Source organism: Bdellovibrio sp. NC01, from assembly GCF_006874625.1.
Classification (GTDB): Bacteria; Bdellovibrionota; Bdellovibrionia; order Bdellovibrionales; family Bdellovibrionaceae; genus Bdellovibrio.
This window is the reverse complement of record NZ_CP030034.1, coordinates 3,617,504-3,633,329: the sequence shown is the minus strand read 5'-3', so window position 1 is coordinate 3,633,329 and position 15,826 is coordinate 3,617,504. Positions and strand designations below refer to the sequence as shown.

At 44.4% G+C, this 15,826-nt stretch carries 15 protein-coding genes; 3 read left to right on the top strand and 12 right to left on the bottom strand.

Annotated features, from left to right (window positions below):
• The first annotated feature begins 3 nt into the window (after positions 1 to 3).
• Entirely contained in the window at positions 4 to 939 is a 936-nt protein-coding gene (locus DOE51_RS17315; protein ID WP_142697780.1) for a hydroxymethylglutaryl-CoA lyase, read from the top strand.
• A gap of 3 nt (positions 940 to 942) precedes the next feature.
• Here DOE51_RS17315 and DOE51_RS17310 read toward each other — a convergent pair whose 3' ends face one another.
• From DOE51_RS17310 to DOE51_RS17295, 4 genes are all read right to left on the bottom strand, one after another.
• Positions 943 to 1,386, bottom strand: coding sequence for a metalloproteinase domain-containing protein (locus tag DOE51_RS17310; RefSeq protein WP_142697779.1), 444 nt, complete (start codon positions 1,384 to 1,386; stop codon positions 943 to 945).
• Between the two features lie 109 nt (positions 1,387 to 1,495).
• Positions 1,496 to 4,429, bottom strand: a complete 2,934-nt coding sequence (locus tag DOE51_RS17305) for a tail fiber domain-containing protein (RefSeq protein WP_142697778.1) — start codon at positions 4,427 to 4,429, stop codon at positions 1,496 to 1,498.
• A gap of 5 nt (positions 4,430 to 4,434) precedes the next feature.
• A complete protein-coding gene (locus DOE51_RS17300; RefSeq protein WP_142697777.1) occupies positions 4,435 to 4,668 on the bottom strand; it encodes a hypothetical protein in 234 nt (77 codons plus the stop codon).
• 185 nt (positions 4,669 to 4,853) lie between these two features.
• Positions 4,854 to 5,621: a hypothetical protein gene (locus DOE51_RS17295; RefSeq protein WP_142697776.1), complete on the bottom strand. Its 768-nt coding sequence runs from the start codon at positions 5,619 to 5,621 to the stop codon at positions 4,854 to 4,856.
• 96 nt (positions 5,622 to 5,717) lie between these two features.
• On the opposite strand from DOE51_RS17295, the gene DOE51_RS17290 reads away from it, so the two are divergent.
• Complete coding sequence (locus DOE51_RS17290; protein WP_142697775.1) at positions 5,718 to 7,286, top strand: hypothetical protein; 1,569 nt, start codon at positions 5,718 to 5,720, stop codon at positions 7,284 to 7,286.
• Here DOE51_RS17290 and DOE51_RS17285 read toward each other — a convergent pair.
• Positions 7,283 to 8,104, bottom strand: a complete 822-nt coding sequence (locus DOE51_RS17285) for a DUF2799 domain-containing protein (RefSeq protein WP_142697774.1) — start codon at positions 8,102 to 8,104, stop codon at positions 7,283 to 7,285. The two genes, DOE51_RS17290 and DOE51_RS17285, sit on opposite strands and share 4 nt — an antisense overlap.
• A gap of 12 nt (positions 8,105 to 8,116) precedes the next feature.
• A complete protein-coding gene (locus tag DOE51_RS17280; RefSeq protein WP_142697773.1) occupies positions 8,117 to 9,949 on the bottom strand; it encodes an ABC-F family ATP-binding cassette domain-containing protein in 1,833 nt (610 codons plus the stop codon).
• A 244-nt stretch (positions 9,950 to 10,193) separates the two neighbouring features.
• On the opposite strand from DOE51_RS17280, the gene DOE51_RS17275 reads away from it, so the two are divergent.
• Positions 10,194 to 10,967: a hypothetical protein gene (locus DOE51_RS17275; RefSeq protein ID WP_142697772.1), complete on the top strand. Its 774-nt coding sequence runs from the start codon at positions 10,194 to 10,196 to the stop codon at positions 10,965 to 10,967.
• Positions 10,968 to 11,067: 100 nt separating this feature from the next.
• On the opposite strand, the gene panD is transcribed toward DOE51_RS17275, so the two are convergent.
• The 6 genes from panD to DOE51_RS17245 are packed head-to-tail and all read right to left on the bottom strand — an operon-like array spanning position 11,068 to position 15,766.
• Positions 11,068 to 11,442, bottom strand: coding sequence for an aspartate 1-decarboxylase (panD, locus tag DOE51_RS17270; protein ID WP_142697771.1), 375 nt, complete (start codon positions 11,440 to 11,442; stop codon positions 11,068 to 11,070).
• A gap of 12 nt (positions 11,443 to 11,454) precedes the next feature.
• Positions 11,455 to 12,225 carry a type III pantothenate kinase gene (locus tag DOE51_RS17265; RefSeq protein WP_142697770.1) on the bottom strand — a complete coding sequence of 257 codons (771 nt, stop codon included), beginning with the start codon at positions 12,223 to 12,225 and terminating at the stop codon, positions 11,455 to 11,457.
• A complete protein-coding gene (gene coaBC, locus DOE51_RS17260) occupies positions 12,222 to 13,484 on the bottom strand; it encodes a bifunctional phosphopantothenoylcysteine decarboxylase/phosphopantothenate--cysteine ligase CoaBC (RefSeq protein ID WP_246845166.1) in 1,263 nt (420 codons plus the stop codon). The genes DOE51_RS17265 and coaBC overlap by 4 nt, the downstream gene beginning before the upstream one ends.
• Before the next feature lie 10 nt (positions 13,485 to 13,494).
• Positions 13,495 to 14,250 (bottom strand): pantoate--beta-alanine ligase, encoded by a 756-nt coding sequence (panC, locus tag DOE51_RS17255; RefSeq protein ID WP_142697768.1) that lies wholly within the window; start codon positions 14,248 to 14,250, stop codon positions 13,495 to 13,497.
• Entirely contained in the window at positions 14,247 to 15,041 is a 795-nt protein-coding gene (gene panB, locus DOE51_RS17250) for a 3-methyl-2-oxobutanoate hydroxymethyltransferase (RefSeq protein ID WP_142697767.1), read from the bottom strand. Before panB ends, panC begins: the two co-directional genes overlap by 4 nt.
• Positions 15,038 to 15,766, bottom strand: a complete 729-nt coding sequence (locus tag DOE51_RS17245; RefSeq protein WP_142697766.1) for a Rossmann-like and DUF2520 domain-containing protein — start codon at positions 15,764 to 15,766, stop codon at positions 15,038 to 15,040. The genes panB and DOE51_RS17245 overlap by 4 nt, the downstream gene beginning before the upstream one ends.
• Between the last annotated feature and the right edge of the window lie 60 nt (positions 15,767 to 15,826).

The following is a 15,826-nucleotide window of genomic DNA, read 5'->3' as shown; positions in this document are numbered from 1 at the left end:
CCTATGAAAAAGAACGCAGTCGTTATTGTTGAAATGGGACTTCGTGACGGACTTCAAAACGAGAAAACCGTTTTGGATGCTGACACGCGCGTTGAATTCGCAAAACGATTGATTGAAGCGGGAACGAAACGAGTTGAAATTGGTTCGTTCGTATCACCTAAATGGGTTCCGCAAATGGCGGGCACATCTGAAATCTTAGCAAAGACTTTTGCTTTGCAAAAAACAGGTGCGCTACCAAAGAAGACAGAATTTTCTGTGCTGGTTCCAAATGAACACGGAATGCTGGATGCAATCAAATCCGGTGTGAAAGAAATCGCAATCTTTGCTGCGTGTTCAGAATCATTCTCTAAGAAAAATATCAACTGCACGATTGAAGAAAGTTTCCAACGTTTTGAGCCGGTGATGGCTTTAGCGAAGAAACATAAAATCAAAGTGCGTGGTTATCTTTCAACATGCTTTGGCTGTCCGTTCGAAGGCAAAGTGCCTGAGGCGCGTGTTGTGAAGCTTGCGCAAAGAATGCATAAGATGGGCGTTTATGAACTTTCAATCGGCGATACCATTGGTGTTGCTGATGTGGGGCAGGTTCGTTCGTTGTTTAAAAAATTGAAGAAGGTTGTCCCTGCGAAAAAGTTAGCGGGACATTTTCACGATACTCGTGGGCAGGCGTTGGCAAACATTCTTGCGGCCTACGACATGGGTATTACGGTGTTTGATGCAAGCTTGGGTGGCTTAGGTGGTTGCCCTTACGCTCCAGGTGCAACGGGCAACGTTGCAACTGAAGACGTGGTTTACATGTTCCATGGTATGGGCGTGAAGACAGGTTTGAATCTTGATAAGCTTCTTGAAATAAATCCGTGGATGGCAGAAAAAATCCAACATCCACTTCCATCAAAAGTCGGCAAGGTTGGAAAACTCAAGCCGCTTGGTAAAGTTCTTTAATTCTTAGTCACCGCGAGAAACAAGCACATTGCGAACGATGTCTACAGCGTTACCTTGTGCATCCAGGATCACTCTGAATTGAATACCAGTTTCACCCATTGGGCTGTATGAAATAAAAGTCGTGCAGTCTGCAGATTTCTTATCGCTTTGCACTTCGCATTTTGTATCAACGTTTGAAATCGGGCTTTCTAGATTTTCAAGATCACGGCCTTCTTCAAGGCGCTTCATGATCTCTTCATTGCGAGCTTTTACTTTGCCCAAGATATCCGTCAGTCTTTCATTGTCATGAACGTCGCCAGACATGCGGATAGAGGCCGCGTTGTTTTCTAAAAGAGAGTAGGCTTGCTCTTGCAATTGTTGATCGTTCAAAGAATCAAAAGCCGATGCTTGAACTTGAGTCGTAGCGAACAACATTGGCAAAGCCAAAACCATCAAAGACTTACGCATAAAACCTCCTGATATTAATAACAAGGCGGGGAATTGCAGGTTCTATTCCCCTCTCAGAAGCTTTATATGCGTTTTTAGCTGTCACAATTTAGGCAACAGGCCTGTTTTGTTACTGGGAACCCTGCATGGACTTTTCCAGGCGGTCTAAGCGGGCTTTGAGTTCGGCGTTCTCTTTTTGCAAAGCAAGGATTTGTCTATTGTGAATTTCAAGAGACTGATCTTGGTTAACAAGCTTTGCATAGAGCTCTTTCACGGCGTTAATAAGCATGTACGAAAACTTCGAGTAATCGACCGTTTTAATTTCAGTGAGTTCGGTATCTTCTGGATGCATTTTCACCAAACGCGGCTTCACAAGATCGGGATTTGTTTGCTCTAGTTCTTGCGCGATAACACCAACAGCTGTTTCACCAGTTTTAGGCATTTCACCCAAGCCATTGAAGCGATATGTTCTTAAGCGAACACTCAGAAGTTCTTTAAGTCCTTGAGAGTAATCTTGAATATTTTCTTTCAATCTTTGATCCGAGGCACAGGTGCCGCTAACAACGGATGCACCAATGCGGAAACACGTTGAAGTGTTAATGTCTCCGGCAACATCCAGTTTATAAGCTGGGCTGTTCACACCAATACCGACTTTGCCTGTCGATAAAGTAGTGCCCGTGCCGTCAACGCTATTTGCAAAAATCAAATTTCCAATGTTCAGTGTATTACTTGAAGTCGCAGTTACCGCGCTGATGTTATTGCCAATAATAATATTGTTTGCACCGGTCGTTAAGTTGTTAGCGGCTTGATAACCAAGAACAACGTTGGCATCTGCACCAGTTGTTAGATAGCGTGCAGAGCGGCTACCAACAATCGTATTGTTATTAAATGTTGAAGAGTTCGGCGAGCTGCCCACAGCTTGAGAACCGATGATGACGTTATAACTTCCCGATTTGAGTCCCTGTCCTGACCAAGCACCGATGGCGGAGTTGTTATTGCCGCTGCCTATGCCCCCAAGTGCGCCGGTACCGATTGCAGAGTTTTCGCTGCCGGTCGTATTGCCGATCATCGACTCAGCGCCAATTGAAGTGTTGAGTTGTCCCGTTGTATTTGACAGCAGTGCCTGCCAACCAAAGGCAGAGTTTTCAGAGCTTGAGGTCGATGAAGAAAGCGTCTCTGCGCCAAACGCGGTATTCTGACCACCGTTTTGATTCACTGCCATTGCCTTAGCACCGAATACTGTGTTTCCGCCCGTACCACCGCTTTCTGTCGCCGGAGGGGAAGTACCAGGCCCAAAAAAGATGACGTTGCCCGGAGCGTACACATAGACGTCAGGTAAATCATTTAAAGCATTAATGCTGGTCGCAGCACAACCCCAGCCCGCGACAGTCCAAGTAGCGACCTGTCCGGCAGTACTACAACCAAAAGAATAAAATTTTCCGGTCGAATCGCTGACCACAAGATTTGACGTCGCGCTATTCACTCCACCAAAATTCATTTTCGTTGCCGTCACTGCGCTGTTTGCAATTGTTGTGGTCACAGATCCCGAACTGAATGCGGAGGAAGTCACATCGCCTGTTAATGTTGTAATGTAATTTCCAGCCGGTTGCTTATTGTTGAAAGCGCTGAAATCCGTTTTAGACAAATAACCGTCTTGAGTTGCATCCACTTTTGGCAAAGAAATATTAGGAGTCGCGCCTCCACTTGAAGCAAGTGGCGCACTTGCAGTGACACTTGTCACTGTGCCTGTGCTCGGGCTGATCCAAGAAAGCTGCCCTGTCGTTGCGCTCATTCCAAGTACTTGGCCTGAAGTACCCTGGGCTGTCGGCAACGTTAGAATATAACTGGCCGTTACGTTTGCAGGAGCTTTTAAACCAACAGAACTTGGTGTTGGAGTTTTCGCATCATAAAGATAGAGCGCATCTTTGGCCGTGAGCGATTTATTCGTTTGAATGTTGCCGTTACTGGATACGATATCTCCTGAAATATTAATCGAAGCTGAGCTTGATAAACTAGAAGCTACAACATTCGTTAGAAGCGATCCATCCACTGCCGGTAACTTGCTTGATGAATCCAATTGCACGACTTGATTTGCGCCGGTTCCTACGTCGACGGCAAGCGTTCCCGAACTAGTGATAGCGGCATTGCTTGCTTGATCCGTTTTTAATCCTGTTCCCGCAGCCACACTTGTGACTGTGCCTGATGCTGTTCCTGAAGCGACCACGCACACCAAATTTCCAGAACCATCATTTTTTAAAAATGAATTTGCAGCGCAAGTCGGCAGGTTCGATTTTGCAAAAGATTTTACCGAAGGGTCGGTCTCTGTATAGGAAGTCATCGGCGTTACCGCAGTCCAAGCTCCACCATTCCAGCCAAGGACTTGCCCGTTAGTTAACGATGGAACCGTTGTGCCATTGAGTTTTCCGGCTTTTTCATATTGAGTAGACGTCCCGTTAATTAACGACATCAACTGCGTGAAACCAGCGGGCGTTAAAGGCGTGGCATCGAATGCAGGATTTGCGGGATTTGGATCTACGACACGCAATACAGATTTTGCAGCAGTACCACCCACATTCTGAGTATCGTGAGAGTTCACAGAAAACGGCACATAATTTAAAGCCATGGAAGGAAGATTGTCCCAGCCATATCCTGTATGATCATCATATGAAACAATCATTTCGCGTTGATCTAATGTCTGAGAAGTATAAGAACTCGTTGAGTTACAGACCAAATTAGAAATAGTCGTACCATTATTAGCGAAAATATTTTCGATCGTAAGACCCGGATCGTCGCCCGAACGAGTGCCTGAGCCGTCGCCGATTGGAATCACAAACACACCTTGTGAAGCCGTCATATTTACAGTTCGACTTTCCTCGTAAAGAAGACATTTTTTAGGACTCGGACTAAAAATGCGAATGCGAAATGTCACGTTCGCTGCTTCCAGTGGTTGATCGTTTTGATCAAGAAGTCGACCATGATAAGTGATAACCGCGCCTGCCCAAGTGAAAGTGGGTAGCAACAAGGCGAACACTAAATTTCCAAGAAAGATGCATGGTGTTTTCATGGTTCTCACTCCTTGAAGATTGAGCCTTGAACGTTCGTATTTACTTTGAATCCTCGAGTTGTCGTTCCATCTGAATTGGTATTTTGATAGCTTAATGAAGCTTGAACTTTATATCCGCGAGTTGTGTAAGAGTTCTGTGTGCTTGCTGGAGTTACTTCGGCTGTTGTCGGTTTTGAAAAACTAGTGGAAAGCGCTTTTTCCAATGAAGCGATGTCAGCGTCTAATGAGCATGCGCTCAAAGAACAGAGCATGCTTAGCAACAGCAAAGCTCCTAGGCGACTCTTATTGATACCAAAGTGAGATAAACAAAATTCTGAGAACATATCAAATCTATCGGACGCGTTGATATGTCTTTAAAGAGGCTTACAAAGAAATTTTCGACCTATCTAGAATGTAATTATAAATGTCCCAAGAAAGATGGGATTTATTGTACTGCTCCCGATTTATTTGGAACACTTTGCGCAGGGGATTTGGCTTGTTTTGATTTTTCGATTTCTTGGATTTTTTTAGCTGCGGCTTCAGCCCATTTTTTTCCGTTTGTGCCGTCGAAGTGCAAACCGTCTGAACCAGTTTTAATATCACCTTTTCCGATGCCGATACCTTCGGCGCTGTCGATCACTGTGCAACGTGGTTGCGCTGTTTTCTTGATTAGCGCGATCAATTGCAACAGACGCTCGTTGCTTTTTTGGTAGGGCTTGCTGCCTGGTTTGTCTGTCCATGTTGGTGTAACCCAATAACAAGAAGCTTTTGAGCCTTGTTTATCAAGCTCTTTCAAAATTAGATTCACTTGCGCTTTTGCTGAAGCATCCGAAGCGGCGCTGCCAGAGCGGTAATCCGCAAAGTTATCCCCAAGCTCGATGATGATGCGATTAGGATTTGTTTTTTGAAGCAACGGACCTAGTTCTGGAAACTCCGCAGGGTTGCCGCCTTTGATCAGTCTTTCGTTTTCATTATTGCGATCTGCAAAGCCATAATTCAAGGTTCTGCCTTTCGCATTTGTCGCAACCATGTTGCTAGGTGATGCGCCAGCAAGACCGATTGTGCGCGTATCTTCTTTTGTCGTTTCGCGGAAAATCTTATGCATATTTTCACCGAAGGGCCCGACAACATGCGAATCGCCGATGATAAGAGTTTCCACATTCGCGAAGGCTTGGCTTGCTACAAAAAATAAAAGAAGTGCTGAGTGTTTCATAGGTACTTCCAGTTTCATCGAAGCCTTGGACAAGGGCAAGGTGGCTTTCGGTTAACCGGACCTTGTGGTCTCGAGATTGCAACCTTTCACCTTTGTATGATTTCACGTTGGCTTACATATCTTAGTTTCGCGTGTTTTGGGGTACTTAGCCTGTTGGTCTTGCAAATGACCCGCAGACCGCTTTGTATCGATTCCAAAGTTGTCGAAAGAATAGACAAGCTTTCCGATAAAGGAAGCGACACGATCTATCGTTGCGCCGTGAACAAGGAAACTCCCTATAGCGCTTACTTTGGCCAGCAAGCTAAAGAGCTTGGCACTCGTATTCAACAAACAGAAAAGCTTCTTGAAAGCATTGAGCCGTTCTATAAAAAAATTCAAATAACAATCATGGACGAGCATCCATTGTTATATCGTATCCAGGGTCATCACCTGTTCATTGGCAGTAAGCTTTTGGAAGCTCCAGGGCATCTGGAAAAGGCGTTGGCTAAAATCTGGTACCGCGAGCGCAATGAAACTTTATTTGCACAACAAGATCTGATGGAAGAAGTCTTCACAGATTTCTTGGTGTATTTGCAATCGGGTGATCTTGATATTGGCGACCCAAATACACACTTAACGACAGCCATTCGTAAAGTGAAGTGGCCGTATATTTTAAAATCCGTTCCCTCCTACTGTGAATCTTCATGGAAGCAGTCCGAGCACTTCGCGATTTGCCAAAATGTTGCAGACGCTGAAGGGGAGTTGAAAGAACAAGTCACAGAACTGAGTCTTCGCCCGTTGCTAGTCTCAAACTGGATTCATTCGTACATGAAGCTTTCCATGAAAGATCGTTATGAATTCGTTGGAAACTTAGTGCGTATCTTGCGCGCTGATCATTCGATTCCATTGCCAATGGTGACTGAACAAATCATGAGTGCGATGCCAGAAAAGACCTTAGTCAAAGCGGCAGAGGCGATCAAGAATACGAATTTGTTCATTTCAAGTTCTAAACTTGCGAAGGACTCTGTAGCCCACAGAACGTTTGTTGCGAATTTAACGAATGAACTGCGCTCAAGTGGTTTCCAAGATGCTTTTGCCGAAGCATCATTTGACGTTTTGTTGGTTAGCCAAGAGCCACTGAGTGACGATTCAAAAACTTTTGCCGAATTCAGAAAGATCGCAAAAGCGCATCCTGAATTGCAGTTTGCTTTGCGTGATCAGAACAACTTATGGATGCTGCCAGCGCAATATCCAATCCCGCTTGCAACCTTTGGACAAATTCGTGCGAATCGCACGATCGTTGAAAAGTGCGGTGGTTATAACTTTAGCTATGTGATGGATTATGCCGACACGACAGAAAAACTTTTGGTTGTGGATCGTTGTGATCACAGCAAAGCGGTCGAATACGGCATGTTCTTATCGGATGGTGCAGAAGGTTTTGGAATTCAAAACAAAGGCGTCGCTTTTGTTCAGTTCCACTTGCCATCATTGTTGATGAAGAAAGCAGAGTTGGAACAAGTCAGTAACGTCTTCGAATTCATTCAAAAACGTGACGTTGAAAATCCGTCGTTCAAAAGTTTGGGATGGAAGGAAGTGCGTTGGAGCCAACAAGCAAACGCTTATCAGCCCAAGGCTTTCGTGGATGCGATCGAATGGTTCCGCATCCCAGGACAAGATAGACTTTAGTTTTCGTCTAAGCTTGGAAGCTCAGCTCTGAATGCAGAGATATCCGCACCCAATTGATCTTGTTGTTTGCGCACGGACTCAAGATCACTTTTCTTAGAATTCACATCGGACTGTTTCAAGCTAATATCTGTCGTCAAAGAATTAATCTGACCTTCGATATAGCCTGCCTGTGTCGGATTCTGCGCTGCTAAAGCGTTGCTTCTTTGCATTTCCAGGAAGCTTCTGCGGTTTTGCAGATTATTAAGTTCGCCATAAGCATTGTTCAAATCAGCTTGTTTTGTCACGATCGTGAAGTTCAATTGCTGACGTTGATTTTCTTTGTCAGTAATTTGTGATTCGACGAATTTCTTTCTGCCTTTGCGGTAACCAGGCAAAAAGTCTTTTTCTTGTTTCACTGAACACACGTTTTGATATTTCTTGCCGGAAGCACCTGCTGCAAAAGCATTCGCTTTAGAACAGTAATCGTTAATACCTTGTGTGTATTTGTTCAGGATACTTGTGATCGACGGACCTTCGCAGATATCGCGGTGGAAAGCGTCTCCTGCTTTACCGATTTGATAAGCTTTTTGCGGCGTACAGTATTCGCCCATACCTGATTTGAAACCAAGATCTACTTGCGACTCATTGACGTTCGCTTCAACTTTGCGACATTCTTGCAAAGTCTGATCGGCATTCAACCATTGACCGCGCAAAGCGACTTGGCGACCGTGTTCATACCAATTGATACTCTCGCAGCTTTGTCTTTTAAAATAGCTCGTACAAGAAGTCAGAAGAAGACCCGTGAAGAGCAACGTGCAAGATAGAAAAACCTTTTTCATTCCTTAAAGTCCCTAGCCAATAAGCTGTTTTAATTCGTTCTCGAAGCTGTGTTGTTCTTCCATAGCTTCAAGCATCTTCATTTCAAGCTCATCGATCATCGCACTGGTATCGTGCAGATCTTTAGCCAATGAAGCTGCGTTATTGCCGCCACCGCTTACAAGAGATTCATTTAAAGCGTCTCTTTTTTTCGCGAGTTCTGCAATCTTCTTGTCGCAGTCTTCAATCAACTTTTGCGCTTTCTTGATCTGTACTTCTAGGCGCTTACGTTCTTCTTTGTAGTTAAATTTCGGAGCTTCCGCCGCATTTTCGGAAGAAATTGCGTTCTTTTTGTCCACTACGTCCATGGTACGTTCAGAAAGGAATCCTTTCTGAAGACTCCAGACGTATTCGTCATACGTTCCTGGATACAATGTCAGTTTACCGTGATTCACTTCTAAAATTTTATTGGCAACGCGGCCGATGAAACCACGATCATGGCTGACCGTGACGATTGTGCCTTCGTATTGTTCCAACGCAGTCGTCATCGCTTCAACAGTGTCGAAATCCAAGTGATTGGTTGGCTCATCCAGCAAAAGTAATGGCGACTTCTGCAAAAGAATCTGCCCCAAGGCAACACGAGACTTTTCACCACCCGAAAGAACTTTTACTTTCTTATGAACGCTATCACCGCTGAATAACAAACTGCCCGCGATATTTAAAACTTCCTGTTGAGTCACGTCTTTATGAGCTGCCGAAGCCATCGCCTCAAGGACCGTGTGTTCTGCATTCAATGCTTCAGGGGTGTGTTGTGCAAAATAAGAAAAACGAACTTGATGGCCCCATTTAAGTTCACCACCTAAAAGAGGAATTTGTTCCCCCAATGATTTAAGCAATGTCGATTTGCCCGCGCCGTTCAAACCCACGATGCCAAGGTGATTGCCGCGTTCTAAACGGACATTCACGTCTTTCAAAATAACTTTATCACCGTAACCGCATTGTGCGTTTTCAAGTTCTAAAATCATTTTGCCGGTAGGACTTGCCGGAGGGATTTGAATATGTGAGTGAGTCGGAGCCGCTTTGAGCTCAATCACTTCCATTTTTTCCAAAGCTTTTAAGCGGCTTTGTGCTTGGCGGGCCTTTGTAGCCTTCGCACCAAAGCGTGTAACGAAATCCATAATGGATTTTCGTTTGGCTTGTTGGCTGAGTGCTTGTTTTTGCAAAAGCTCGTTCAACATCGCTTTTTGTTCGAAGTAGTCATCTAAGTTTCCTGCAAACTTCACGATGTCACCAGATTCAACTTCAAGAATATGATCCGTCACGCGTCTTAAAAACTCGCGGTCATGCGAGATCAAAAGAAATGCGCCTTTGAATTCTTGCAGGAAGTTTTCAAGGACTAGAAGCGTCTCAAGATCCAAGAAGTTGGTTGGCTCATCCAGAAGCAGCAGGTTCGGTTCTTGGCCGATCAAGAACAAAAGCTTCACGCGCATGCGGTAACCACCGCTGAGCTGTTTTAGGTGAGATTGAAAGTGTTGCTCTGTCAAACCAAGCTTCAAACCGAATTGTTTCAGTTCCCACAATGGCTTGATGCAATTCTTGGCAAGATATTCTTCAACCTTGTCGTCAACGTTCCAGTCTGATTCTTGTTCTAAGTAACCCAAGCGCAATTGCTGTGATTTTGTAACCAGGCCGCTATCAAGGTGTTCTTGATCGACCAGAATTTTGAACAGAGTTGATTTGCCGGCACCATTGGGACCGATGACACCGACGTGTTCGCCTTCGTTAATTGCGAACGTCGCTTCTTCAAATAGAATTTTCGAGCCAAAGGCTTTGTGGCCATCTTGGACTTGCAGCAGAGTAATTCCCATAGCCCCTGCACTTTCTCTAAGAAGCGTGCTGGGGTCAACTATTTAGGAGTGCGAGAGGCCTTCTCACTCTGAGACTGTTAGATTTGCGAAATCCTGACCTACAGATCTGTCGAGCGTTTTTCAGCTTTGGAACCTTAGTACCCGGGTAGGGTGAAATACGTTGTCTTTTAGAGCGCTATGCATGGCCTCGGCTTTGCTTCTTAGTGCGTAGTACGGAGCGCAAGTCGAAACAAGGAGTAATGATATGAAATCATGTCTCAAAAAGACACTCGTCGTTTTTGCCTTAATCATGGGAGCTTTCAGCACAGCAGGTGCTGCAGATAAAGCTATCAACATGAAAGTGAAATTGGATTTGGCGAAAACAGATCAACAGAACTTGTTGGTTTTCGCTAAACAGCTTCGTGAAAATACTCATGCCGTCCGCAATTTGGTATTTGAATTTACGGATTCCAAAGACATCAGCAGAAATATGGCACCCGCTGCAGATTCACCGAACGCGGCAGAGGTTATTTATCGTAAGAACTATCCTAACGGTGATTTCTATTATCTGATTGGCGATCTAGATGACGATTGGACGAAGAAAGATTTTTCTCGTTATTATTCTGTTGCGAAATGGTTAGCGGCTCGGGGTTTCAGAACGATTATTAATGTGGTTGCATTTACTCCTGATCTTCAAGAGGCGGTAAGTAATCCGCATACGTCAGCAATCGTGTGGAACTCGCACGGTTCGAATGATGGTGCGATTTATGACTCTTCAAAAAAAGCTTTGCCTAAAAGCGTTTTCAATAAGAATCGCAGTAAAAGCTTAAAGTATATTCTTTTCGCCAACTGCTATGGTGCTGTCAGTACGGATTATTACGGCTTAAGAAAGTCTAAGATGCAAGTGATCGGGTGGGATCGTACGGTGTCGAGCGAAGACTTGTTTAAATATTTGTTCTCCGAAGAATTTGATACTGATTTAGCTCAAGCACTGAATGTCAAAATGCTAATTAAACCCAAAGGCGAAATCACGTTGTAATCGCTAGCAAATGATGGGCTGGCACGACTCGATCTTTTGGTTTGATGATAAAAAAAGGGAAGCGGTGAAGCTTCCCTTTTTTATTTTGCGTTTCGCAGAACTATTTATTGTTCTTTCTGCTTTCAGCGCGCTTTTCTTTAACACGATTTTTTTCATCGACGAAGACGACTGTTGGTTTATGTTTTTGCGCTTCTTCGAAGCTCATACCGCAATAAGAGCAAATGATAACTAAGTCACCTTTTTGCACGTGACGGGCCGCTGCGCCGTTTAGGCAGATTTCGCCTTTATTGCCTTTGATTACGTATGTTGAAAAACGTGCGCCGTTGTTGCAGTTGTAAATATCAACGCGTTCGTTGATCAATAAGCCTGAAGCTTTGATCAAGTCAGGGCAGATGCTGATAGATCCTTCATAATTAAGGTCAGCGCCTGAAACTGTTGCACGGTGGATTTTTGTTCTAAGCATTGAAACATTCATTTGCGTATTCCTTTAAGCATTATACTGAAGAGCGATCAACATGCCTTTTAAAACAAGGTCAGGAACAATCGCATCAAAAACTTTTTCTTTTTCAAATAATGACGAGAAGCCACCAGTGCCGATGACGAAAGGCTTTTCATTGTGGAAACATTCTTTCGTTACGCGCTCGATGATCTCTTTCATTGTGCCTAAATGGCCGTAATACAAGCCAGACTGGATGCTTTCGATCGTCGAGCGACCCAAAGCTTCGTGCATCGAGATGATCTCAACCGAAGGCAGTTTTGCCGTTTTGCTCTCTAGCGCTTCCATACACAGGCGAAGTCCCGCCACGATAGAACCACCAAGATAGTCTTTTTCTTTCGTTACCGCGCAGAACGTTGTTGCTGTGCCCAGATCGACGATGATCACATTTTGATTCGGATAAAGGTGAGTCGCCGCAATAGAATTCGCAATACGATCCGCACCAACTTCCAAAGGATTGCGGTACTTCACTTTTAAGCCTGTTTTCACGCCGGCCTGTAAAATGAATGGATTAATATTGAAATACTTCATGCACGCACCACGAAGGGAATAAATCACTTCAGGCACAACACTACAGATCGCAATTTTTGTGATTTTAGAAGGATCGTAGCCGTTTTCGCGGATAGCGGTTCTTAAGAAAATACCCGTTTCGTCAGAAGAAGCACCGCTTTTCGAGTTCTTACGGAATGACAAGACCATTTTATCTTTATCAAAAAGGCCGCCGTAAATTTGCGTGTTGCCGACGTCTAAGCACAGAATCATAAAATATCCTTTGGCACCATGACGCGAATCAATTCACTCGTCAGGCGATCTAAATTTTCACAAACCACAAATCCTTCGTGGTTGTAGAGTGTGAACTTGTGGGTTCTATTAACAATATCGATTTCAGTCAAATCGTTATGAACAACAAAATCAGCGTGTGAATTTGTGAAAAGCTTATTCACCGCAGCTTTGCGCTGTTCTTCGGTTGCATGGCTTGTTAATTTAAATGCCACGACCTTGATGTTTTTATTGCGCGAATAGTCTTTCAGGCGATCTACAATCTTGTGATTGCGTTTCATATGAATTGTCACTTCATCCGCATCCGAGGAAACTTTTTTAACTTCCAAAGGCTTGTGCTTTTCGCCGTTCACTTCGATGTCAGCGACCGAATAGTCGCTGACCGCCGCAGCATGAATAACATGAGTGAAATCTTCCGTGGAAAGATAGTGTTTCATCTTTTGATCAAGGCTGTTGAAAGTGACGAACACATCTTTCTTGGCTACAAGATCCGTCTTAGGAGAAGAATGAGCTTGTAACAGAGTCACATCGAAGCCCATTTGTGTAAGATATTCAGCCAACGCAATGCCAGTACGACCCGAACTTAAATTTGAAATCGAACGAACCGTATCGATCGGTTCTTGTGTGCCACCCGCGGTAATCAAAACTTTTACTTTTGAAAGTGAAGATGATTTTGGCGCGACTGACGTTTCGCTAGCTTCTGTCGTCGCAATCTGCGCAGAAGTCATTTTCAATTTTTCTAGAACAATCTTGATAATCAAATCAGGTTCAAGCAGTTTGCCGTAACCTTCTTCGCCGCAGGCAAGAATTCCTGAGGCGGAATCAAGAATCTCAAGACCCATGTCCTTTAACGCTGCTACTGACTTCTGAGTCACGGGATGCAAGTACATGCTTGTGTTCATGGCCGGAGCTAACATGAATGGTTTCTTAAAGTCGTGAGCTAAGAATAAAGTCGAAAGCAAATCATCGCCAATACCTTGTGCCGCTTTATTGATGAAATTCGCTGTCGCCGGAGCCACCAGAATTAAATCTGCCCAACGCATAAGATGAATATGATCCATCACATTGCCAGTCGCATACATATCGCTGACTACCGGCTTTCCAGAAAGGCCTTCCAATGTTGCAGTTCCCACAAACTTCAATGCCGAGGGAGTTGCGACAACTTGCACTTCACAACCGGCTTGCACCAAGCGCGAAATCACATGGCAGGCTTTGTAACAGGCGATCGAGCCTGTCATCATAAAAAGGATTTTAGATTTGGACATTGTCAATCAATCTCACTTCCCCAAGAAAGGCGGCTACGTAACGGCGATTGTCGATGTCAGTCACATAATCCACTTTAAAACCTTGTGCAGATAAAGCTTGGGCCGCTTCGTCCGCCGTTTTACTTGTGGTAATCGCTTTGTAAATGGCCGGAGCCAATGCACGTTGTTCTTGAGTCAAACGCACATTGCGTGAACTCTTCGCAAGACCGTCGCTTTCACGAACTGTCGCAACCGGTACGATTTCAAGATTCATAAAGAAACTTTCAACCATGCCTTGGATTAAACGCATCTGTTGGAAATCTTTTTCGCCAAAATAGGCTTTCGTTGGAGAAACCACGTTAAACAGTTTCATCACAACTGATAGCACACCATCAAAGTGACCTGGACGATGAGCTCCGTCCAAAGTTTTTGAATATTCATTCTCTGTCACTTTGTAGCGATAATTATCAGGGTACATGTCAGGCGCGTGCGGATAAAAAATCGCATCGACTTTATTATTTTGCGCCATTTTCAAATCAGCGTCCCACGTGATCGGATACTTTTCAAAATCCTTCGGATCGTTGAACTGAGTTGGATTTACAAAAATAGACAAGACAACGATATTATTTTCGGCACGTGCAGTTTTAAGCAACTGCTCGTGTCCCGAATGCAAAGCACCCATTGTTGGTACGAAACCAACGCTGCCGCTTTGTTTTTTGCGCCACTGTTTAAATTCTTGTGGCGAGCGCAAAACTACTGTCATGAGTAGCTCTCTTTCTCGCTTGGGAATTTTCCAGATGTCACTTCTTGGTGATAGCTGTTGAATGCCGCTTTTAAATTGCCGAAGCCGTCATAGAAATTTTTAACGAATTTCGGTTTGAAACCTGGATTCATGCCAAGCAAATCTTGTAAGACCAAAACTTGGCCATCCGTCGCAGAGCCCGCACCGATACCAATTGTCGGAATGTCCAAAGAGTTTGTGATTTCTTCAGCCAAAGCAGAAGGCACACATTCAAGCACGATACAGAATGAACCTGCATCTTGCAGGCGCAAAGCTTCTTCTTTGATTTTCGCTTGAGCTTTTTGATCGCGACCTTGCACTTTGAAGCCACCCAATTGATTGACGGATTGTGGAGTTAAGCCCAAGTGCCCCATGACCGGAACGCCAGAACCGACCATGTGGCGAACGATTTTATAGTTGCCTTCGCCACCTTCAAGTTTCACGGCGTGAGCGCCCGACCGCATGATGATCTCTGCCGAAGTCATGCTGGCAGTAAGACCTTTGCGGTAGCTCATAAATGGCATATCAGCGACAACGAATTTTTTATCGCCAGCACCGCGAACCACTGAACCTGCATACAAAGCCATGATTTCATTCGTGGCATTTAAAGTTGTCGAGTGACCCAGCATTGTATTCGACAAAGAATCGCCAACTAGAAGGCAATCAACATCGCTTTCCGCTAGAATACGCGCGAACGAGTAGTCATAGCACGTGCACATAGTGAATTTTTCTTTTTTGATTTTCTTTTCGTGGAAATCGAGGATGCTTTTCATAAGCCCTCACTTTCTTTGTATTCGGGCCAGTAGTTCTTCAAGAAAGCTTTGTAGATATCCGCCGCGGGATCATTGCCCAAAGCCGTTAAATTTTTTTGCACTGTTTTTGCGTCTTTGCGAATCAGTGGGCCGGTTAAGGCTTTTTCTGGATTTGCAAAAGTGTTTTCCACGACCTTCTCAATATAAACCCTTGCTGCTTCAGAGGGAATTTTCATATCAGCAAAGCCTGACAACATCTTGGCAATCAGCAAAGTTGAAAAGTTTCCGCCGATCACACAGAAGGCGTGATACAAAGCTTTTTGTTCTGCCGGAAGAAGGCTTGAAGGATTTGGAAGACCCGGCAAGGCTTCGCTTAAAGATGCACCGGTCATCGTGAAGTGGATCTGTTTATAAAAATCTAATTCGTAAAGCTCTGGCCCAAAGGTCATAAGTGGGTGAGCCGCGATCATGTCATCGAAATTAAGCGCACCAGAAAAATGCACAACGGTTTTTTCATGACCTGCTAAGTTCTGACGATAAAACGCTGCTAAAGAGTCGTCGCTAATCGCAAGCAGAACATGTGTGGCATTCGCGATCTTTGTGCGTAGCAAATGCGGATCTTGGGCGCGGTCCCATGTTTGATGACTGATGTTTAATAAATGAAAATAGTGGCCAAGGTGTCGGGCGACGCGGCCAGAACCAATGATCAGATAGCTTATGGAAGATAGTGTATTCGTCGCCTTCATATTTTTCGGTACCTGTCTGGTTAAAGATCAAGTCCTCTGTAATGATCGGAACTTAGCACA